The sequence below is a fragment of the Arthrobacter antioxidans genome (genome assembly GCF_023100725.1).
GTDB lineage: Bacteria > Actinomycetota > Actinomycetes > Actinomycetales > Micrococcaceae > Arthrobacter_D > Arthrobacter_D antioxidans.
In genome coordinates, this window is record NZ_CP095501.1 from 1195229 (window position 1) to 1215905 (window position 20677).

21 protein-coding genes, 1 pseudogene and 1 riboswitch are annotated in these 20677 nt (G+C 70.8%); of the genes and pseudogenes, 11 read left to right on the forward strand and 11 right to left on the reverse strand.

Annotated elements, in window-relative coordinates:
• Positions 1–10: 10 nt before the first annotated feature.
• The 3 genes from MWM45_RS05455 to MWM45_RS05465 all read right to left on the reverse strand — a co-directional run bounded on the left by MWM45_RS05455 (position 11) and on the right by MWM45_RS05465 (position 2164).
• The gene (locus MWM45_RS05455; RefSeq protein ID WP_247828577.1) at positions 11–814 is read right to left on the reverse strand and encodes an ABC transporter ATP-binding protein; all 804 of its coding nucleotides are present in this window, start codon (positions 812–814) and stop codon (positions 11–13) included.
• Positions 811–1557 carry an ATP-binding cassette domain-containing protein gene (locus MWM45_RS05460; protein ID WP_247828578.1) on the reverse strand — a complete coding sequence of 249 codons (747 nt, stop codon included), beginning with the start codon at positions 1555–1557 and terminating at the stop codon, positions 811–813. The genes MWM45_RS05455 and MWM45_RS05460 overlap by 4 nt, the downstream gene beginning before the upstream one ends.
• 322 nt (positions 1558–1879) lie before the next feature.
• On the reverse strand, positions 1880–2164 hold the full coding sequence (locus MWM45_RS05465; RefSeq protein WP_247828579.1) for a DUF1540 domain-containing protein: 285 nt from the start codon (positions 2162–2164) through the stop codon (positions 1880–1882).
• Positions 2165–2316: 152 nt separating this feature from the next.
• Between MWM45_RS05465 and MWM45_RS05470 the strand changes: the two genes are divergently transcribed.
• Complete coding sequence (locus MWM45_RS05470; protein ID WP_247828580.1) at positions 2317–3123, forward strand: CPBP family intramembrane glutamic endopeptidase; 807 nt, start codon at positions 2317–2319, stop codon at positions 3121–3123.
• A gap of 7 nt (positions 3124–3130) precedes the next feature.
• Here MWM45_RS05470 and MWM45_RS05475 read toward each other — a convergent pair whose 3' ends face one another.
• Entirely contained in the window at positions 3131–3772 is a 642-nt protein-coding gene (locus MWM45_RS05475; protein WP_247828581.1) for a VOC family protein, read from the reverse strand.
• A 166-nt stretch (positions 3773–3938) separates the two neighbouring features.
• A riboswitch (SAM riboswitch) is annotated at positions 3939–4055 on the forward strand.
• Positions 4056–4135: 80 nt separating this feature from the next.
• Here MWM45_RS05475 and MWM45_RS05480 point away from each other — a divergent pair.
• From MWM45_RS05480 to MWM45_RS05490, 3 genes are all read left to right on the forward strand, one after another.
• On the forward strand, positions 4136–5452 hold the full coding sequence (locus MWM45_RS05480; RefSeq protein WP_247828582.1) for a bifunctional o-acetylhomoserine/o-acetylserine sulfhydrylase: 1317 nt from the start codon (positions 4136–4138) through the stop codon (positions 5450–5452).
• 6 nt (positions 5453–5458) lie between these two features.
• Positions 5459–6601 carry a homoserine O-acetyltransferase MetX gene (gene metX / locus MWM45_RS05485; protein ID WP_247828583.1) on the forward strand — a complete coding sequence of 381 codons (1143 nt, stop codon included), beginning with the start codon at positions 5459–5461 and terminating at the stop codon, positions 6599–6601.
• Positions 6602–6714: 113 nt separating this feature from the next.
• Positions 6715–6957 carry a hypothetical protein gene (locus MWM45_RS05490; RefSeq protein WP_247828584.1) on the forward strand — a complete coding sequence of 81 codons (243 nt, stop codon included), beginning with the start codon at positions 6715–6717 and terminating at the stop codon, positions 6955–6957.
• 23 nt (positions 6958–6980) lie between these two features.
• Here MWM45_RS05490 and MWM45_RS05495 read toward each other — a convergent pair whose 3' ends face one another.
• Entirely contained in the window at positions 6981–7799 is an 819-nt protein-coding gene (locus tag MWM45_RS05495) for an SGNH/GDSL hydrolase family protein (protein WP_247829145.1), read from the reverse strand.
• A 137-nt stretch (positions 7800–7936) separates the two neighbouring features.
• Between MWM45_RS05495 and MWM45_RS05500 the strand changes: the two genes are divergently transcribed.
• Positions 7937–8617, forward strand: a complete 681-nt coding sequence (locus tag MWM45_RS05500; RefSeq protein WP_247828585.1) for an alpha/beta hydrolase — start codon at positions 7937–7939, stop codon at positions 8615–8617.
• 18 nt (positions 8618–8635) lie between these two features.
• On the opposite strand, the gene MWM45_RS05505 is transcribed toward MWM45_RS05500, so the two are convergent.
• A complete protein-coding gene (locus tag MWM45_RS05505) occupies positions 8636–8872 on the reverse strand; it encodes an RNA-binding S4 domain-containing protein (RefSeq protein WP_247828586.1) in 237 nt (78 codons plus the stop codon).
• 40 nt (positions 8873–8912) lie between these two features.
• Here MWM45_RS05505 and MWM45_RS05510 point away from each other — a divergent pair, with 40 nt between their 5' ends.
• Complete coding sequence (locus tag MWM45_RS05510; RefSeq protein ID WP_247828587.1) at positions 8913–9875, forward strand: DMT family transporter; 963 nt, start codon at positions 8913–8915, stop codon at positions 9873–9875.
• Between the two features lie 122 nt (positions 9876–9997).
• On the opposite strand, the gene MWM45_RS05515 is transcribed toward MWM45_RS05510, so the two are convergent.
• Positions 9998–11620 carry a M28 family peptidase gene (locus MWM45_RS05515; RefSeq protein ID WP_247828588.1) on the reverse strand — a complete coding sequence of 541 codons (1623 nt, stop codon included), beginning with the start codon at positions 11618–11620 and terminating at the stop codon, positions 9998–10000.
• Between the two features lie 278 nt (positions 11621–11898).
• Between MWM45_RS05515 and MWM45_RS05520 the strand changes: the two genes are divergently transcribed.
• Positions 11899–13287 carry a glycine--tRNA ligase gene (locus MWM45_RS05520; protein WP_247828589.1) on the forward strand — a complete coding sequence of 463 codons (1389 nt, stop codon included), beginning with the start codon at positions 11899–11901 and terminating at the stop codon, positions 13285–13287.
• The gene (locus MWM45_RS05525; RefSeq protein ID WP_247828590.1) at positions 13287–14198 is read left to right on the forward strand and encodes a GNAT family N-acetyltransferase; all 912 of its coding nucleotides are present in this window, start codon (positions 13287–13289) and stop codon (positions 14196–14198) included. The genes MWM45_RS05520 and MWM45_RS05525 overlap by 1 nt, the downstream gene beginning before the upstream one ends.
• Positions 14199–14237: 39 nt before the next feature.
• Here MWM45_RS05525 and MWM45_RS05530 read toward each other — a convergent pair whose 3' ends face one another.
• From MWM45_RS05530 to MWM45_RS05540, 4 genes and pseudogenes are all read right to left on the reverse strand, one after another.
• Positions 14238–15053, reverse strand: a complete 816-nt coding sequence (locus tag MWM45_RS05530) for a lysophospholipid acyltransferase family protein (protein WP_247828591.1) — start codon at positions 15051–15053, stop codon at positions 14238–14240.
• 100 nt (positions 15054–15153) lie between these two features.
• Complete coding sequence (locus tag MWM45_RS17685; protein ID WP_336296693.1) at positions 15154–15417, reverse strand: DUF1295 domain-containing protein; 264 nt, start codon at positions 15415–15417, stop codon at positions 15154–15156.
• Positions 15418–15488: 71 nt separating this feature from the next.
• Positions 15489–15686 (reverse strand): annotated as a pseudogene (locus tag MWM45_RS17690) (DUF1295 domain-containing protein); the annotation flags it as partial.
• Between the two features lie 37 nt (positions 15687–15723).
• The gene (locus MWM45_RS05540; protein WP_247828592.1) at positions 15724–16458 is read right to left on the reverse strand and encodes an alpha/beta hydrolase; all 735 of its coding nucleotides are present in this window, start codon (positions 16456–16458) and stop codon (positions 15724–15726) included.
• Between the two features lie 121 nt (positions 16459–16579).
• On the opposite strand from MWM45_RS05540, the gene MWM45_RS05545 reads away from it, so the two are divergent.
• The 3 genes from MWM45_RS05545 (at position 16580) to MWM45_RS05555 (ending at position 20644) form a co-directional block, all read left to right on the forward strand.
• Positions 16580–17950, forward strand: coding sequence for a YibE/F family protein (locus MWM45_RS05545; protein WP_247828593.1), 1371 nt, complete (start codon positions 16580–16582; stop codon positions 17948–17950).
• Positions 17947–19290: a tRNA dihydrouridine synthase DusB gene (dusB, locus tag MWM45_RS05550; protein WP_418909738.1), complete on the forward strand. Its 1344-nt coding sequence runs from the start codon at positions 17947–17949 to the stop codon at positions 19288–19290. Before MWM45_RS05545 ends, dusB begins: the two co-directional genes overlap by 4 nt.
• 70 nt (positions 19291–19360) lie before the next feature.
• A complete protein-coding gene (locus tag MWM45_RS05555) occupies positions 19361–20644 on the forward strand; it encodes a deoxyguanosinetriphosphate triphosphohydrolase (protein WP_247828594.1) in 1284 nt (427 codons plus the stop codon).
• Positions 20645–20677 lie beyond the last annotated feature (33 nt).

The window sequence follows — 20677 nt, forward strand, 5'->3', positions numbered from 1 at the left end:
GTGCTACCGGTCATCGATCGACAGCCCCCGGTAACAGTCGTGCGGCATTGAGTTCGCGGGTCGCCTCGTGCTGCGGATCATCGAGGATCTGCTCGGTGGGTCCTTCTTCCACGATCCGGCCGTCGGCCAGGACCGCGGTCCTGGCGCACACGGCGGCGATCGCGTCGAGGTCATGGGAGACGAACAGCAACCCCATCCCCTGATCGCTGATCAGCATCTGCAGGACATCGAGCACCTGATTGCGTAACGGCAGGTCCAGCCCGCTCACCGGCTCGTCCGCGAGGATGATCATCGGGGAGACCACGAGGGCGCGGGCGATCGCCACACGCTGGTTCTGCCCGCCGGACAGTTCGGAGGGCCGCTTCCCGGAAGCCGCCGCGGGAAGCTCCACCCGGGACAGTGCGTCGCGGATCCGGGTGGAGTGGTGGCCGTCGACGCCGAGGCAGACCAGGGGTTCACGCAGGAGCTGGTCGACGGTCATCCTGGGATCGAGACTGCTCGCGGGATCCTGGGGTACGTACTGCACCTGTTGCCGGTACCAGCGGAGCGACGTCAGCGACCCGGGTCGGATCGCCTGGTCCTGCAGGGTCACCGACCCGGAGTCCGGTGTCTCGAGGGCCAACAATGTGCGCAGAAGCGTCGACTTTCCAGAGCCGGAGCCGCCGACAAGTCCGACGCTGCTGCCGCCGGAAACCTGCAGCGACACCCCATGAAGGACCTCCGTCGCCGCACTCCTGCGGAAGGCCCGCCCGGGCCGCGACAGTGAGAGCCGTAGATCCCGTGCCGTGAGCGTCGCGGTAGGAGTGGAAGTCATGCGGCCGTGATACCTTCCCCGCCAGGCGCAGGCCGTGCGGACTGCATCAGCGCACGTGCGCGCGGATGCGCAGTACTGCCGGCGAGGTCGACGAACGAACCCTCACCGACGACCATCCCGTCATCGATGACCACTGCCCGGGAACACAGGGAAGCGGCCGCCGCGACGTCATGGGTGATGAGCAGGATGCCGGTGCCGGCTTGAGCTGCTGTCCGCAACGCCGAGAGCACGAGCTGCTGTGACACGACGTCGAGGGCCGTCGTCGGTTCATCCGCAACCAGGAACGAGGCACGACAGGCCAGCGCCTGAACGATGCAGACGCGTTGCCTCTGTCCGCCGGAGAGCTCCATCGGGAAGCTTCGCAGGACCCGCAGCGGGTCAGCGAAACCGACCTCCTCGAGCATCGACGCAACCCGACCGGTCGCCGCTTCCCGGGTTGTGGCGGCACCTGATCGAAGGAGAACGGGAACGAGTTGCCGATCGATCCGCACCAGCGGATGAAGAGCAGTCAGGGAGTCCTGACGCACCGCGGCCACCTCCGGGCGGAGCCTCGTGGCACGACGAACCTCCCGACCATGGATCACCAGACGACCAGTAACGTGCGCGCTTCCCGGGAGGGATCCCGTGATGGCCGCGGCCGTCATCGACTTGCCCGACCCGGAAGCCCCGATCAAGGCCACTGTTTCACCAGGAGCAACCGCCAGGGTCACATCCCTGATGATCCGGCGGTCCCCGATGCGCACCGACAGACCACGGAGGGTAAGACCCACCCCGCACCCACCCTCCCATTATTGATTACCGTTCTCACCAACGGTAACGAAATGAGGATGGTTCTCAAAACGGTGACAGTCCTTCGAGCCGGGTAGCGTCCCGGTGCGGGCTCGTGTCGGGATGGGCACGGCAGGCAAAGCGGGTGCGGCCAGCGGACAATTCCTGCGGGACAGGCGCGAGGGGGTCAGGCACGCCGCCGCAGTGATGGGACTGACTGAGCCGGCCGCGAGCTGCCCCTGGGAGGTGAACCGTCTGGGGTCGACTCCGCCGAGTGTCGCTGGATCGTGATTCGCGCTACCGGTGGGTGTAGGTGAGGCAGTCAGCGTTGTCGGGTCCTGGGCCAACGCGGACTTCGGGCGCGTTGCACATCAGATGATCGTTGTGGGTGCATTCGGTGCGCTGGCACGCTCCGACGCCGGCCAGGACCTTGGGCAGGCCGCCGTGGACACCGATGTCGATGAAGGTGGCGCACGCTGCGTGGTCCTCTTCTCCGCCTACTGTGATGGCGGCTGCGTTGCAATGGGAATGGTCGTTGAAGGAACAACTGGCGACACTGCATTCTGCAACTTGTGTGCTCATGACAAAGGTCCTCCCTGGTTCAGCTGCCCGGCCGGGCAGCCTCCTGCGTCCACGGTAGGCCTGATGGAGGCGATCGAAAAGACCCAATCGGGTGACGTGATCTGCGACGGGATCCGGGGACAGGCTGTCCTTCCCGCTGGCAGGATAGCGTCATGACTGCCGAGTCCTCGTCCTCCACCGCGCCCTCCGCAGCGGACGGTCCCGCCGGCCCTCCGGCCTCGCGGCGACACATCACCGCCGAACTGCTGATCGTCTTCGGGCTCTCGCTCGGGCAGTCCGGCGTGTACGCCGTCGTCAGCCTGGCGGACAAGCTCACGCGCGGGCCCCTCGCCGGCCAGACCACCACCCTGAACCCGGTGCTCAACGAGCGCGAGTACTTCGACCTCGCCTACCAGCTCCTGGACATCCTCTTCGCGCTGATGCCCGTGGCGCTCGTCCTGTTCCTGCTCAGCGGCCCCGGCGTCTCGGCCGTCCGGCGCCTGGGCCTCACCTTCGAGCAGCCGCTGCGCACCGTCGGTTTCGGCGTGGGCCTCGCCGCGATCATCGCCGTCGGCACGCTCGGGGTGTACGCGGGAGGCCGCGCGCTCGGCATCACGACGGCGCTCGTGCCGGCCGCGCTCGACGACTACTGGTGGACCATCCCGGTGCTCGTGCTGTCCGCACTCCGGCACGCGGTGCTCGAGGAGGTCATCGTGGTCGGCTACCTGTTCATCCGCCTGCGAGACCTCGGCTGGTCCACCCCCGCGATCATCATCACGAGTGCCCTCATCCGGGGCAGCTACCACCTCTACCAGGGGTTCGGGCCGTTCATCGGGAACGTGCTGATGGGCCTGCTGTTCGCCTGGTTCTACACCCGGACGCGGCGGGTCATGCCGCTCGTGATCGCCCACGCGCTCATCGACATCACGGGGTTCGTCGGCTACGCGCTGCTCGGGCCCGCCCTGGGGATCGGCGCGTGATCGGAGGCTAGATCTCGACGCGACCGCTGTCGGTCTCGAACGTCACCGACATGACGCCGGGCGTCCCGTTGGGGGCGATCCACTGGACCTGCACGTCGTCGAGCGTCTTCTCGACGTCCGTCCCGAGCCAGTCGGTCACACGCTCCGACGAGCCGGCGATGGTGAGGCACTCCAGCTTCACCGAGGCGGGCCGCGCCTTCGAGGGATGGAGGTCCTCCGTGCCGTCGTCCCAGCGGAGCAGATAGGGGACCTGGGGGTCCGCGATGAGCCCCTTGATGCCGATCTGCTGCCACGTGAGCTCCTGGCCGTCCGGGAACTTCCGGTTGCCGGGTACGGCGCTGCGTCCGAGGCGCTCCTCGAACGGTGCCAGATCGTCGACGGCGACGCACCAGCCCATCCAGCCGCCGCCGGCTTCGGAGCGGGCGCGGACGGCCTGGCCGAACGGGGCCTTGTCCGACGCCGGGTGGTTCAGTACCTCGACGACCTCCAGGTACTGGCCGTTGACCAGGGGGAAAATCATGTTGCGCGTGCCGAAGCGGGGGTGCACACCACCCTTCACCGGCTCCACGCCGAGCTTGGCCGAGATTCGATCGGCCGTCGCGGCAAGTCCATCGGGTTCGCAGGCATAAGATACATGGTCCAGGCGCATGCGGCTATCTTGGCACTAAGTGATCTGGGTCTCGACTAAGGGTTGCCTTACTCCCTGGGGCGTGTCGGGGGAGAGGGCTGGGACCGGATCGGGAGTGCTCCCGCGGGCCGCTTCACGGAGGGTCACACGGTTGCCGGATCCGCCCGGATCGGCTTACATGAATGCAGGTCATGAGTGCCAGCACACAGCCCCGGCTTGCTGGCCGGCAACCCTCCAACCGCGGTGGGGTGCCCCGGGTGAAGACCAGGTCCGGCGTCCCATCGGCGCCGTTCAAGCGCGGGCTCCTGCGGGGTCCGGTCTCCCGGAGCGGCGTCCGCCGGCCGGAGCATCGGACAGGCGGAGCCCCTGATCAGAGGGAACACCATGTCCAACGATTGGTCCTTTGAAACACGCCAGATCCATGCCGGCCAGGTGCCGGATGCCGTCACGGGGGCGCGTGCGCTCCCCATCTACCAGACCACCTCGTTCGTCTTCCCGAGCGCGGAGAGCGCCGCGAACCGGTTCGCCCTGACCGAACTCGAGCCCATCTACACGCGGATCGGCAACCCGACCCAGGAGGTCGTGGAGACCCGCATCGCGAGCCTAGAAGGCGGCGTCGGCGCCCTGCTGCTGGCCTCCGGCCAGGCCGCGGAGACCTTCGCGGTCCTGAACATCGCGGAGGCGGGGGACCACATCGTGGCCAGCCCCAGCCTCTACGGCGGCACCTACAACCTGTTCAAGCACACCCTGAAGAAGTTCGGGATCGAGACCACGTTCGTCGAGGACCCCGACGACCTCGGGCAGTGGCGCGCGGCGGTCCGCCCGAACACCAAGCTCTTCTTCGGCGAGGTGGTCTCCAACCCGCGGCAGGACGTCCTCGACATCGAGGGCATCAGCGCCGTCGCGCACGAGCACGGCATCCCCCTGATCGTCGACAACACGCTGTCCACGCCGTACCTGATCCGGCCCATCGAATGGGGTGCGGACATCGTGGTGCACTCGGCCACCAAGTACCTCGGCGGCCACGGCAACGCCATCGCCGGGGTCATCGTGGACTCGGGAAACTTCGACTTCGCGCAGGACCCCGAACGGTTCCCCGGGTTCAACACGCCGGACGAGAGCTACCAGGGGCTCGTCTACGCCCGGGATCTCGGGGTGGGCAGCGCGCTCGGCGCGAACCTCGCCTACATCCTCAAGGCCCGCGTCCAGCTGCTCCGCGACCTCGGGTCGGCCGTCTCCCCGTTCAACGCCTTCCTCATCGCGCAGGGACTCGAGACCCTCAGCCTGCGCGTCGAACGCCACGTGCAGAACGCACAGGCCGTCGCCGAGTGGCTGGAGGGGCACGACGGCGTCGAGCGTGTCACCTACGCGGGCCTGGCCTCGAGTCCCTGGTACGAGCGCGGGAGGAAGTACGGGCCCAACGGCACGGGGGCGATCGTGAGCTTCGACATCGCCGGAGGGCTGGAGGCGGGGAAGCGCTTCGTCGACGGCCTCGAACTGCACTCGCACGTCGCGAACGTGGGCGACGTGCGCTCGCTGGTCATCCACCCCGCGTCGACGACGCACAGCCAGCTCGGGGCGGAGGCCCAGCTCACCGCGGGCGTGCGACCCGGCCTGGTGCGGCTGTCCGTCGGCCTCGAGAACCTCACCGACATCCTCGCCGATCTGGATGCGGGCTTCCGCGCCGCCAAGGGAGCCTGACCGTTCGTGACCACCTACCCTCCTGCTCCGCTGCCCGACTGGACCCACGACGCACCGCCCCACGGGGACGGGCTGCTCCGTTTCGCGTCGATCGGTCCGCTGGTCCTCGAGACCGGGGGTGAGCTGCCCGACGTCCAGCTCGCGTTCGAGACCTGGGGCAGGCTGAACCGGGACGGCTCCAACGCCGTCCTCGTGCAGCACGCCCTGACCGGCAGTTCGCACGTGGCGCGCGGCGCCTCGGAGGAGGAGGGCTGGTGGGACTCCCTCGTGGGCCCCGGCCGCACGGTGGACACCGACCGCTACTTCGTGGTGTCCGTCAACATGCTGGGAGGCTGCTACGGCTCGACGGGGCCGTCCAGCCTCGCACCCGACGGCGAGCCGTGGGGTGCACGGTTCCCGTTCGTCACCATCCGCGACGCCGTCCGCGCGGAGAGCCTGCTCGCCGACCAGCTCGGGATCGGCCGCTGGCACTCCGTGCTCGGCGGGTCGATGGGCGGCGCCCGGGCCCTCGAATGGGCACTGATGTTCCCTCGGCGCGTGGAGCGGTGCGCCGTCATCGCCTGCACTGCCGCCAGCTCGGCCGAACAGATAGCGTTCGCCCAGGCGCAGTTGCAGGCCATCCGGCTCGACCCCGCCTACCGCGGCGGCGACTACTACGACGGCCCGCATCCGGAGGCGGGCCTCGGCATCGCCCGGCGGATCGCGCACATCACCTATCGCGCGGAGCAGGAACTGGAAGCACGCTTCGGTCGTGCGGAGCAGGACGCCGAGCAGCCCCTCGGGGCCGTCCTGCCCGCCGACCGGGGCCGCTACCGGGTGGAGAGCTACCTCGACCACCAGGCGGACAAGCTCGTGGACCGCTTCGACGCCAACAGCTACGTGATCCTCACCGAGGCGCTCATGAGCCACGACGCGGCGCGCGACCGCGGGAGCCTCGGGGACGTGCTGGGGGCGGCGACGTCGGAGTTCTTCATCGCCGCAGTGGACACCGACCGGCTGTACTTCCCCTGGCAGTCGCATCGGCTCGCGGCCGGCCTGCCCGGCGACGTCCCCGTCCACATGATCTCCTCGCCGATGGGCCACGACGCCTTCCTCACCCAGATCCACCAGCTCGACGACCAGCTCCGATCGGCGTTCTACGGCCGGTAGCGGATTCCGGCGGCAAGCACCTAGGGTGGAAGTAAGCCTGCTTAGGAAGTGGTGGCGGGCGCGGGCGGGGCGAAGGCGCCGGCCGATCGATCTGCGATGAAGAGGAGCTGTTCATGGAACTGAGCACCATCGGCTGGAACCAGGAAGCCCGCGACAAGATCCTGCTCGACGCCGACCGCGCGCTGCAGGGCGCGGTGAAGGAGGCAGCGGAGACCATGGACGGGAAGTCCCGCGACGAGGTCTACGAGTTCCTCTTCCAGAAACTGCAGCCGCAATTCGTCGACTTCAAGCCCGGGCCGGACCTCAGCGCCTGCGCCGACGCCGTGGCCAAGGGCGAGGTCTCGCTCGACGGCTGAACGCCGGCGGGTGCCGGCCGGAGCTAGTCCGCGGCACCCGGCGGCATGCCCGGTCCGAAGATGGGCCCGGGCTCGGGACGCTTCGCGATCACGCCGTCGCCGGAGGACTGGTGCCGGAGCCGCCGCAGGACCCAGGGCATGAGGTGTTCGCGCGCCCAGACCAGGTCCTCGCTCCGCGCCGCCCGCCAGCTCCGCGCCGGCAGGTCCTTGGGCTGCAGCGGCAGCAGGGTGTGCCGCACGGCGAGGGTGTCGAGCACCATGGCGGCGATGGTGTGGTGCCCGAGGGGGGAGAAGTGCAGCCGGTCCGCGGACCACATCTGCGGGTTGGTGAGCTGGCGGAGCGCCCACAGGTCGGCGATGACCGCTTCGTGCCGGGCGGCGATCGTCCGGAGGTTCTCGTTGTAGATGGCGGTCTTCGACCGCACGCTCCCGAGGACCGTCTCGCGGACGTCGGGGCCCGTGACCAGGACGACCGTCGCGCCCGAAGCGCCCAGCGTCCCGACCACCGGGTCGAGCTTCTCGGCGAGCAGGTCGGGATCGCCGGCGCGGCGCAGGAGGTCGTTGCCGCCGGCCGAGATGGTGACGAGGTCCGGGCGGAGAGCCAGGCCTGCCTCCACCTGCTGGTCGATGATCTGCTGCAGCAGGCGCCCCCGCACCGCGAGGTTCGCGTAGGCGAAGTCCGCCTGGCCGCGCGCCAGCTCCTCAGCCGTCCTGTCCGCCCAGCCGCGGTTGCCGCCGATACTCTCCGGGTTGGGGTCGCCGATGCCCTCGGTGAAGGAATCTCCCAGCGCCACGTACCGGTGCCACGGGTGCGGGTCGGAGTGGAGGTCGGGGTCGATCATCGGGCCGTCCGGAACGGGTGCGGCGTCGGGGGTCAGCGGGGTCTCGGCGTTGGAAGGGGTCACCGGGCCATTCTGCAACGGGCGCCGTTCGTGCGCCAGCGAGCGGCCCTGCGGGAAGAGGTGGAAGGATGGGAAGCATGACTGAACCTGCCACCGGCACTGCTGTGCCCTCCACCGACGCCCTGACCCCGGTGGTCCTGTGGTCGAAGCCGGAATCCGAGCGCGGGGGCACGCCCCTGCTCGTCCTGTTCCACGGCTACATGGCCGACGAGCAGGACCTCATGGGCCTCGCCGACCACCTGCCCGCCGATTTCACCGTGGTGTCCGTCCGCGCGCCCCTGCCGGCGGGGCCGGGCTACTCCTGGTTCCCGCTCTCCCGCGAGCTCGACTACTCCGTGGAGCGCGTCGTCGAGAGTGTCACGGCGGTGTCCGGCTGGCTCGACTCCGTCCGTGGGAACCACTCCAGCGTCAGCCTCCTCGGCTTCTCCCAGGGCATGGCGGTCGCCACGTCGCTCCTGCGGCACCGGCCCACGGACTTCGCGTGCGTCGTCGGGCTCTCGGGGTTCACCGTGCCGTCGGAGGGCCATGCGTTCTTCCGTGACGACGACGCCGCAGCCTCGCCCGTGCAGTTCTTCTGGGGACGCGACCAGGAGGACCAGGTCATCACGCCGGAGCTGATCGAGGTCACGCATGCCTGGCTGGTGAAACACACGAAGCTGACGAAGATCCTCTACCCGAACATGTTCCACAGCATCAACCAGCAGGAACTGGCGCACGTCCGGGAGTTCCTCACCATGACGGTGCTCGGACGCCGCTGACCCCGCCGGGCGGTCGGCTCACGCCCCGGCGCGGCTGATCCGGATCGTCTCGCCGTTGACGCTGACGGTATCCCCGGCGTGCAGCTGCCGGCCGCGGCGCTCCTCGATCTCGCCGTTCACCTGCACGAGTCCGTTGTCGATCAGCGTCTTGGCCTCGACGCCGTCCTCCGCGAGCGAGGCGAGCTTCAGCGCCTGCCCGAGCCGGATCATGTCGTCGCGGATGGGCAGTTCAGCGATGCCTGCGTCGTCGTTCATGCATCCCATCATGCCGGATGCGCCGCACTAGGCTGTACGGGTGTCTGATGCCCCCGCGCTGCCCCCTGCCCTCGGCTTCCCGCTCGCCCTCGCTGCCGGCCTCGCGATTCCCGTCCAGGGCAGGATCAACGGCGCCCTCGGCACGGTGCTCGACGACGGGATCGCCGCGGCGCTGATCAGCTTCGGGACGGGACTCGTCATCATGACCGCCCTCACGCTCGCGCTGCCGAGCGCGCGGGCGGGAGCGCTGCAGATCATCCCGTCCGTGCGGGAGCGGCGGTTCCCGCCCTTCTACATCGCGGCCGGGGCCATCGGGGCGTTCTTCGTGTTCTCCCAGTCGCTGACCATCGGGATCCTCGGCGTCGCCCTCTTCACGGTGGCGACGGTCATGGGCCAGTCGCTCAGCGGGCTCCTCGTCGACAAGGCCGGGATCGGCCCCGGGGGCAGGCGCGCCGCCACGCCCATGCGGGTGATCGGCGTCGTGCTGACGGTCCTGTCCGTCATCTGGGCGGTGTCCCCGCGGTTCGGGGCCGCCGGCGAGGTCTCGGCCTGGCTGGTCCCGGTCCTGCTGCCCGTCGCGGCGGGTGTGCTCATGAGCTTCCAGCAGGCCATGAACGGGACGGCGGCACTCCACTACGGCACCCCGCTCGCCGCCACCCTCATGAACTTCATCGCGGGCACCGTGGTCCTGCTGTCGGCCTGGCTGATCAAGATCGCCCTCGCGGGGCCCGGCAATCCGCTGCCCACCGAGTGGTGGTACTACCTCGGCGGGCCTATGGGATGCATCTTCATCGCGCTGGGCGCGCTGCTGGTGCGCAGCCTCGGGGTCCTGCTCACGGGGCTGTGCATGATCGGTGGCCAGCTCGTGGGGTCGCTCCTCCTGGATCTCGTGGTTCCCGCGCCCGGCACCATCGTGGTGTTCGCCACGGTGGCCGGCACGCTCCTGACCCTCGCGGCGATCATCCTCACGACGCTGCCCTGGCCGCGGCGCGTCCGGGCCTAGCGTCACCGGGCCCAGCGTCCGCCGGGTCCAGAGTTCACCGGATCCCGCGTCCACGGGGGAGGGCTCCGGCACGCAGCAGGGGCCGGCCCCGGAGGACCGGCCCCTGCCGTGAGCGGTTCCGGCTAGCGGTCCGCGACCTCGTGGTCGTGGTCGTGCTCCGGGTGGAGCCCGCCGCCACTCTCGGTGCCGCCGCCGAGGGGGTTGCCCTCGAAGCGGTCCTTCGTGCCCTTGCCCTTCACCGGGGCGCCGGCGCCGTTCACCTCGACCGTGCTCATGGCGTAGCTGATCGTGAGGTGGGCGACGGCATCGCTCAGCTGGTCGAGGGCCTCGATGCTGAGGTTGTTGGTGTCGTCGCATGCCGCGTGGTAGCAGGCGTCGTAGGGAGCGCCCGCTTCGCCGCCGAAGAGCTCTGCCTGCTCGGCGGTCTTGATGCCCTCGGCACCGGTGAACAGCCCGCCGGCCGGGATGCCCTCGGCGATGAAGGGCCCGTAGTCGCTGCGCCCGCTGAACGCGGTCTCACCGGAGGCCAGGCCCACCGAGGCGAAGTAGTCGTGGAAGTCCTGCTCGATCTGCCCGGAGCCTGCGGGTCCCGCTGCGGCGCCCGGGCCGACGGGGAAGGCCGAGTTGTCGCCGTCGTACACGAAGCGCCCGAAGTTCGGCGAGCCGATCATGTCGAAATTGAGGTACAGGCCCACGGAGTCCAGCTGGTCCTTCGCGACGAGATCGGTCACGTAGTGCTCGGCGCCGAGCAGGCCTTCCTCCTCCGCGCCCCACCAGGCGAAGCGGACCTTGTTCTCGGGCTTGACCTTGCTCATGCCCTCGGCCACGGCGAGGATGCCCGCGCTGCCCGTCCCGTTGTCGTTGATGCCCGGGCCGGCGAGGACGCTGTCCAGGTGCGCCCCCACCATCACGACGTTGTCCGGGTTGCCGGTGGCCGTCTCGGCGATCACGTTGTACGTCTCGCGGTTCTCCGAGACGGTGTCCACCACCACGCGGCCGGTCACGCCGTCGCCGATCAGGTCGGTGCCGGCCGCGAAGCTCGCCCCGACGACGGGGATTCTGACGAGGTCCGGCGCTCCGAGCGTCCCGGCCACGGGACCGGTGTTCGCCCCCACCCCGGTGTTGAAGATGACGACGGCGCTGGCGCCCGCCGCCTCGGCGTTGGCGGCCTTGACCGCGAAGGTGCAGCTCCCTCGCTGGACGAGGGCGATGGCCCTGTCCGGGAACCCGACGAAATCGGAGGCCTCGCAGCCGCTGGTGCCGGTCGCGCTCGCCGTGCCGGTCGTGTCGACGGCCTCGACGACCCCCGCCGCCGCACCGGCGCCGGAGAAGGTCATGGTGGCCACGTCGTCGGGGCCGTAGGTGACGCCGTCGGGCGTGGTCTGTGCCAGCACGGCGGGGCTGAGTTCCGCGAAGTACGGGAAGGTGAAGGGCTGGACGGTGGGCTTGTAGCCCGCCGCGGTCAGCTTGCCCACGATGTAGTCGACCGAGTCGGAGTAGCCCTCGGTGCCGGAGGCCCGGGTATCACCGTTGGCTTCGGCGATGGCGTCCAGGGCGGTGAGGTGACCCACCACCTTCTCCACCGTGACGGCGGTCCGGAGTTTCTTGGAGGAGTTGTTGTTGCTGTTGTCGAAGGTCGGGGCTGCATTGGCCGCGAAGCTGCCTCCGGCCACGAGGGCAACGGTGCCCGCGAGGGCCAGCGCCGAGCGCCCGAGGCGGGAGCGCGGCGGTAGGGATGTGGTCATGGGATTCCTCAGGGTGCGAGCGCCCGGTCGGTCCGGACTGACGTGACATGGATCACACGTCACATTGGACCCAACCTAGGAACACAGGGGGCGCCGCGTCAAGGACCGGCGGGCCACGGGATGCGAGCCGCCGGGCGGAACGGGCCCCAGCCGCGCGGGACGGACCCGGTAGGCTGGCGGGTAGCCTCCGCGCCCGTCCACCGGGCCGGATCACCCGATCCACGCGACCCCCACCAGCGGACCGCACCCAGCGGCCTGCCCAGAACTGGAGACACACCATGGCAGCAGCCAAGTCAGCACTCGACCCCATCATCTCGCTCGCCAAGCGGCGCGGCTTCGTGTTCCAGTCGGGGGAGATCTACGGCGGTTCACGGTCTGCCTGGGATTACGGGCCCCTCGGTGCGGAGTTCAAGGAGAACATCAAGCGGCAGTGGTGGCAGACGATGGTGCGCGGCCGCGAGGACGTCGTCGGGCTCGATTCCGCCGTCATCCTGCCCCGCCAGGTCTGGGAGGCCTCCGGGCACGTCGAGGTCTTCAGCGACCCGCTGGTCGAGTGCCTCTCCTGCCACAAGCGGTACAGGGCCGACCACCTCGAGGAGGAGTACGAGGAGAAGAAGGGCCGCGCCCCGGAGAACGGGCTGAAGGACGTCACCTGCGCGAACTGCGGCACGCGGGGCCAGTGGACCGAGCCGCAGGAGTTCTCCGGACTCCTGAAGACCTTCCTCGGCCCCGTGGCCTCCGAGGAGGGCATGCACTACCTCCGCCCGGAGACCGCGCAGGGCATCTTCGTGAACTTCAACAACGTGCTCACCACGGCGCGCAAGAAGCCGCCGTTCGGGATCGGGCAGATCGGCAAGAGCTTCCGCAACGAGATCACGCCGGGCAACTTCATCTTCCGCACGCGGGAGTTCGAGCAGATGGAGATGGAGTTCTTCGTCGAGCCGGGCACCGACGAGGAGTGGCACCGGTACTGGATCGACCAGCGGTTCTCCTGGTACACCGACCTCGGCATCAAGGCCGACAACCTGCGCCTCTTCGAGCACCCGCTGGAGAAGCTGAGCCACTACTCCAAGGGCACCACGGACATCGAGTACCGCTTCGGGTTCTCCGGTTCCGAGTGGGGCGAGCTCGAGGGCATCGCGAATCGCACCGACTTCGACCTGTCCACGCACTCCAAGCACTCGGGCACCGATCTCGGCTACTTCAACCAGGCCACCAACGAGCGCTACACGCCGTACGTGATCGAGCCCGCCGCCGGCCTGACCCGCTCGTTCATGGCGTTCCTCGTGGACTCGTACACCGAGGACGAGGCACCCAACGCCAAGGGCGGCGTGGACAAGCGCACCGTGCTGAAGCTGGATCCGCGCCTCGCCCCGGTCAAGGCCGCCGTCCTGCCGCTCAGCCGCAACGAGGACCTCTCCCCGAAGGCGAAGGACCTCGCGGCCCAGCTGCGGAAGTCCTGGAACATCGACTTCGACGACGCCGGGGCCATCGGCCGCCGCTACCGCCGCCAGGACGAGATCGGCACGCCGTTCTGCATCACGGTGGACTTCGAGACCCTCGACGACCAGGCCGTCACCATCCGCGAGCGCGACAGCATGACGCAGGAGCGCGTGTCCCTCGACAAGGTGCAGGGCTACCTCGCCGAGCGCCTGATCGGCGCCTGATGGCCCTGGACTACCGTGCCTGGCAGGACGGGGACGACCTCGAGCTGATCCAGCTCTGGGGAGGCCCCGAATCGGCGGCCGCCGAGCAGTTCCGCGGCTCGTTCCGCCCGCCGTCGGACAGCCCCTGGAACCGCTGCATCACCGCGGTGGACCATGGCGTCCCCGTGGCGGCCGGCTGCGTATACGGGGCGGCGCTCCACCCGGACCGGCTCTGGTGCTACATCGAGGTCGCCGAGGACCACCGGCGTGCCGGCGTCGGGTCGACGCTCCTCACGATGCTGCAGCACGAGGCCGCGGCGTCGCCGTCGGGCGTCACCGTCCTGCGGTCGAAGGTGTCGCCGGGGACCACCGGCGCGGCGTTCGCCGAGGCCACCGGGTTCGGCACCCTGCAGCGCTCGCGGCTCGTCGTCGTCGGGCCCGGGGCCCTCGCGGCGCCCGCCTTCGATGACGCGGCCGGGCCGCAGCTCGAGGAGGCGGCCACCGGGTCCGTGGAGCTCACCCGGGCCCTCGCGGCCTTCTACGAGTCAGTCCACGCCTGGGACCGGGCGGACCTCAGCCTGGGCCGTGCCCAGCAGCTGTTCCTCGGGGACGCGAGCGGCGCCGGGGGAGCGATCGTGCTGCGGGACCGGCCGAAGGCCGACGGCGGGGCCATCGCGGCCTTCGCGGTCAGCTACACGCAGGCGCGCACCGATGATCCGGCGGACGTGCTGCTCGGCTACGACACGACCCTGCCCCCGCAGGAGCAGCAGGCCGCCGTCGCCACCCTCATCGCGATGCTCGTGCACCAGTACCCCATCCAGCTGGAGGTCGACGACGCCATGGAGGCGCTGGCGGCCGTCGTCGACCCCCTGCTGGCCACGGGCGCGGCACGGCTCGCCGGGCCGGAGACGCTGGTCGTCGCGACGGGCTGAGGACGCTGGTCGTCGCGACGGGCCGGGGACCGGGGCGCGTCAGCCGCGGTCGTGCCGTCCGGCCTCCTGGTCCGCGAGGTCCGCGGCCTCCCGCTCGGTCACGGTCATGGCCCCGCCGCCGAGGTGCGCGGGCATCCACCAGGCGCCGGGCTCCGGGGTCACCGGGAAGTCGGCGATGCACGTCTCGATGCCGTCCTGGAGCTCCCGGCGGAGCTTCTCCGTCTCCTCGGCGACGTCGAGCCCCGGCGCGTGGCGGATGGCGGGGCTGATGTGGACGCGGACGGGGGACCTCCACGCGCGCCGGAGGGAGAAGCCGTGGCCGCGGGTCAGCAGCCGGTGGGAACCCCAGACGGAGACGGGGATCACGGGGACCCCGGCCTCGGCGGCGAGCCGTACCGCGCCGGTCTTGAGCGCGCGGACGGTGTAGCTGCGGGACACCCCGGCCTCGGGGAGGATCGCCACGTACTCGCCGGCCCGCAGCTTCGCGAGGGCGTCGTCGTACGCGGGCGCGCCCGCCTTCCGGTCCGTGACGACGTGCCCGAGGCCGAAGACGAACGGGCTGACGAACCAGTGCTCCGCCGCGCGCCGGGAGATCATGTAGCGCGCCTGGATGCGGGCGTGGTTCCACAGGACGAGTTCCGCGAAGGCGAAGTCCAGGTAGCCGAAGTGCGTGATGACGACGACGGCGCCGTGCCCGGGCACGGCGCGGCGCGACCGCCCGTTCAGCGGGTCCGACGCGGGCAGGTTCTCCGTCCCGGTGACCGTGACCGGCAGGCGCAGCGCCGCGAACGCGGTCTTGCCCGCATACACGACGAACCGGTACATGCGGTCGCTCTGCCGCGGTTTCCATCCCATGCTCAGATCCCTCTTCCTGCCCTCGGTGGTCGCGGGAAGAACCCGCTGGTGCTCTCTATGTACTCTTTGTACCCCGGCCGGGCGGACATCCGCTGCTCGGTCAGGGGTTTTCCGGTCTTCGCGGCGAGGGCCCAGCCCATGAGGGCGGGGGAGAGGACGTCAGCACCCCGGGCCAGGAGTCGGCGGCCACGAGGAAGAGCCCCGTCCGGACCAGGGCGTCGCCGAAAGAGTTCGGGTGCCGCGTGTACCGCCACAGGCCGGTGTCGAGCACCGTCCCGCGGCGCGACGGGTCGTTCCTGAAGGAGGCCAGCTCGTGGTCACCCACGGCCTCGAGGACCAGGCCGGCGGCCCAGACCGGGAGCATCTCCTCGTACCGGGGTCCTCCTCGCCGCCGCGGCCGCGCCAGCCGATGAACGCGGCGAGCCGGAGGCCCCAGACCGCCACGAGGACCAGCACGAGGGTCCGCCGTCCGTCGTCGCCCTCGCCCGCCGAGGCCAGGAACACGACGACGGCGATCACGCCGTGGCGTCGCTGCGCGGTCGCCACGGCGGAGGTGAGCGCCATCAGCAGGACGACGGCGTCGATCGAGAGGCCGAGGCCGCCGAGGAAGGAGGAGAGGGCGAATCCGGTCATGGGCACCGTCGGGGGGATCGCGGGTGGGGGGAGGGGGTCATGCGGTGATGTCGAGCGGATCCCCGGCGCGGAAGAGCGGGGCGGACCGTTCGAGGACGCGGCGGTCGATCACCGCACCGGTGTCCTCGGCGAAGCGGCCCAGGAGGAACGAGGTGCTCATGCCGTGCCAGACCGGCACCGTCCGGAACATGAAGTGGCCGGCGCCGAGCATCCGCACGTAGCGCACGTCCGCCGCCACCGGTTGGGCCCGGCGGGCGAAGGCGAGCGACGCCGTCGGGCTCGTCCACCGGTCGGTGTCACCGTGCATGATCAGGAGGCTGCGGCCGCGGACCGGCTCGACGGGGCTCGAGGGCGCAAGCCACGGGGCGAGGGCCGCGACGGCGCGGACCTGCGGGTGCCCCGCGGCGGAGAGCGCCGTCAGACCGCCCATCGAGTGGCCGAGGAGGTAGACCGGCACGTCCGGGTGCTCCACGCTGATCCGCCCGAGCGCCCACCGGGCGTCCCGGAGGGCCGACCGGTCCTCCCCGTTCCACCCGCGGACCCGGTTGCGCAGCGTCCAGACCGCGAGTCCCTGCCCGCCGCCGCCGGAGGCCAGGCGCGCGGCGAAGGGGCGCATCCGGAGGGGGCTGAGGTGCGTGGGCCGCACCGCGTCGTAGCTGTCCGCCCGGCCGCCGTGCAGGACGAGCGCCACACCGCGCACCTCGGACGCCGCGCCGCCGATCGAGAGCACGGGATCCCTCTCCCGTGCCGGGGGTGTTGCCTTCGCTGCCACGTGCCACCTCTCTCCGCCCCGGACGGGGCTGCCTCGGCCCGGGGCGGGCTCCCTGCGTAGAATCGCAGACGGTGCCCGGCACGCCTGTCACCGCACCATCCAACCAGCCCGACCACCGAGGATGCCCGTGGGCCACAGCCACCAGCACACCAGCGGGAGTTCGGAGCCGTCCGCCCCCGCGATTGCCGCGCGGCGCCGGGCGAACCTCCTGCTCGCGGCCATCCTCGTGCCCCTGGGCGTGGTCACGCTCATCGCCATGATGCTCCTGTGGCCGAGCGGGGACCGCAGCTCGCTCACCGTCGCCAGTCCGTACGCGACGGCGGAGGGCGTCAGCTTCGACCGCGGCACGGTCCGCGAGGTCCGGGAGGCGGACTGCCCGTCCTCCCGGCCCACGGTCGACGCGGGCGGGACGGCGCTCACCTGCACCGTCGCCTACACGCAGCCGGCCCTCGGGGGCGACCTCGTCCCCGTCGAGGTGACGCCCGAGCTCGCGAAGGCCGAGGCCGTCGAGCCGGGCGACGAGATCCGCTACCTCGACCTGGCGACCGTCGTGCAGGGCGGGGCGGCGCCCTACGTCTTCGTCGACTTCGTCCGTTCCGTCCCGATCGTCGCGATCGCCGTCCTGTACGCCGTCGTCGTCATCGCCGTGGCGCGCTGGCGGGGGCTGCGGGCCATGATCGGCCTCGTGGGCGCCCTCGTGGTCCTCGCGCAGTTCATCCTGCCCGGCCTCGTCGAGGGTGCGCCGCCCCTGCTGCTGGGCCTCGTCGGCTCGATCGTCATCATGTACGGCGTCCTCTACTTCGCGCACGGCGTCTCCGCGCGCACCTCGACGGCGCTGCTCGGGACGGTCTTCGGCCTCGGCATCACGGCGGTGCTCGCGGCCTGGGCCACGGACGCCGCACACCTGACCGGCGTGGGCGACGAGAACGCGTACACGCTCGCGAACGCCTCGGACGAGCTGTCGATCTCCTCGATCATCCTGTGCGGCCTGATCATCTCCGGGCTCGGTGTCCTCAACGACGTGACGATCACGCAGTCCTCGGCGGTGTGGGAGCTGTACGAGCTCGCCCCGAACACCTCCGGGCGCCGGCTCTTCGGGTCCGCCATGAGGATCGGCCGCGACCACATCGCCTCCACCGTCTACACCATCGCCTTCGCGTACGCCGGGGCCGCGCTGCCGGTGCTGATCCTCGTCTCCCTCTACGAGAGGAACCTCCTCGACACGCTCACGAGCGGCGAACTGGCCGAGGAGGTGGTGCGGACCCTGGTGGGCTCGATCGGCCTCGTCCTCGCCATCCCGCTCACCACCTTGGTCGCGGTGCTGGTGGTCAAGGCGGTCGGTCCGAGGTCCGCGCGCGGTAGGCACGACGACGGCGACCCGGCCGAGGGTGCGACGCCGGCCGTCCTCGCCGCCGAGGGGGCGGGGACCCTCGCCCCCGGCGAGCGGCTGGTGGCGCTCGGTGATCGGCGCACCCCGGAGGCGGGCGCATGACGAACGCGTGGCGCAAGGCGGCGAAGGCGGCGAAGGCGGACAGGGCTCGTGCGGCAGGCAGCGCCGCCGGATTTGCGGGTGCTTGCGACAATGGAGGGGTGACCGCAGTACCCACCCTCCCCGTCCCCTCCGGCGACCCCGGCTACGGCGACCCCTCGGATGCTCCGTTCGACGCACCCGACGGCGCGCTCAGGCTCGATCTGCCGCCGCTCACCCTCGGCCCCATCACCGTCGACACGCCGGTGATCCTCGCCCCCATGGCCGGCATCACCAACAAGGCGTTCCGCCGGCTCTGCCGCGAGTACGGCGGCGGCCTGTACGTGTCCGAGATGGTGACCTCCCGCGCGCTCGTGGAGCGCAGCCCGGAGTCGATGCGCATCATCTCGCACGACGACGACGAGGCGGTCCGTTCGGTGCAGCTCTACGGCGTCGATCCGAAGACCGTCGGAGCGGCCGTCCGCCTCCTCGTGGAGGAGGACCGCGCGGACCACATCGACCTGAACTTCGGCTGCCCCGTCCCGAAGGTCACCCGCAAGGGCGGCGGTGCGGCCCTGCCGTGGAAGCTCGATCTCTTCACCGGGATCGTGCAGACCGCCGTGCGCGAGGCGTCGAAGGGGAACGTCCCGCTGACCATCAAGATGCGCAAGGGCATCGACGAGGACCACCTCACCTTCCGCGAGGCCGGCAAGATCGCGCGTGACAGCGGGGTCGCCGCCGTCGCCCTCCACGGCCGCACCGCCGCGCAGTTCTACTCGGGGCAGGCCGACTGGAATGCCATCGCGGAACTGCGCGAGGCCCTGCCGGACATCCCCGTGCTCGGCAACGGCGACATCTGGAGTGCGGAGGACGCCGTCCGCATGGTGCGGCAGACCGGCGTCGACGGCGTCGTCATCGGGCGCGGCTGCCAGGGGCGGCCGTGGCTCTTCGGCGACCTGGTGAACGCCTTCGAGGGCAGCTCGTCCCGGCACCGGCCGGGCCTCGGGCAGGTCGCCGCCACGGTGTACCGGCACGCGGAGCTGCTCGTGGAGACCTTCGGCAGCGAGATGATGGGACTGCGCGACATCCGCAAGCACATGGCCTGGTACTTCAAGGGCTACGTCGTCGGCGGGGACCTGCGCGCCAGGCTGGCCACCGTGCCCACCCTCGAGGTGCTGCGCGGGCTCCTGGACGAACTCGACAAGGACTCGCCGTACCCCGGGCAGGACGCCGAGGGGCCCCGCGGCCGTGCCGGCTCACCCAAGAGGACCGCGCTGCCCGAGCGCTGGCTCGACGGCCGCGTCCTCAACGCGGCGCAGCAGGCGGACATCGCCGCCGCCGAGGTGGACGTATCCGGCGGATGACCGCCCTCCCGCAGTCCACATCGGTGCGGGCCTGCACGCACACCCTTCCCCGTTGCGCTAGAAAGGCACCATGAGTTTCCGCGATCCGTCCGTCCCCCCCGGCTACAGCGCCGGGGACACCGAGCGGTGGGTGGAGGAACCGCCCAAGAGTTCGCACCGGACCGACTTCGAACGCGACCGCGCCCGCGTGCTGCACTCGTCCGCGCTGCGCCGGCTCGGCGCGAAGACCCAGGTGGTCGCACCGGACACCGACGACTTCGTGCGGACGCGCCTCACCCACTCGCTGGAGGTCGCCCAGGTGGGCCGCGAACTCGGCAGGACCCTCGGCTGCGACCCGGACATCGTGGACACCGCGTGCCTGGCCCACGATCTGGGGCACCCGCCCTTCGGTCACAACGGCGAGTCCGCCCTCAACGACCTCGCCCACGGGATCGGCGGGTTCGAGGGCAACGCCCAGACCCTGCGGCTCCTCACGCGGCTGGAGCCGAAGGTCCTCGCCCCGGGCGGCGGGCCCGCAGGGCTGAACCTCACGCGGGCCAGCCTCGACGCCGCCTGCAAGTACCCGTGGACGGCGTCGGCAGCGCCCGTCATCAGCGGTCAGCGCACCACGAAGTTCGGTGCGTACGACGACGACCTCCCGGTGTTCGCGTGGCTGCGCGACGGCGCGCCGGACGGGCGCTCGTGCCTCGAGGCGCAGGTGATGGACCTCGCGGACGACATCTCCTACTCCGTGCACGACGTCGAGGACGCGATCGTCGCCGGGCACCTGCAGCTGAAGTGGATGGACAGCGCCGACGCCCGTGCCCGCGTGGTGGGCTACACGCAGCAGTGGTACCTCCCGGGCAGCGACCCGGCCGCCGTCGACGCCGCCCTCTCCCGGCTGGAGAGGACGCCGGTGTGGGTGCGCGAGGCGGACGGCACGCGGCGGTCCATGGCGGCGCTCAAGAACATGACGAGCCAGCTGATCGGCCGGTTCTGCCTGAGCGCCATGCAGTCCACGCGGTCCATCTACGGACCCGATCCGCTGACGCGCTACAACGCGGAGATGGTGGTCCCGGAGGAGACGGTCATGGAGATCGCCGTCATGAAGGGCCTGGCCACCACGTACGTGATGACCACGGACCACCGCCAGCCCCTCTACGAACGCCAGCGGGAGATCCTCGCGTCCCTCGTGGCGCAGGTCCACGCCGACGGCGACCGGCACCTCGAACCGATGTTCGCCGCGGACTGGCGGGAGGCGGAGGACGACGACGCCCGCCTGCGCGTGGTCGTCGACCAGGTCGCCTCGCTCACCGACGTGTCGGCCCTCGGCCTCCACGAACGCATCGTCGGGCCCGTCCCGGCCCTCTGGTAGGCCGCTCCCGCGCCTGCCCGCCTCCGCCCGGAG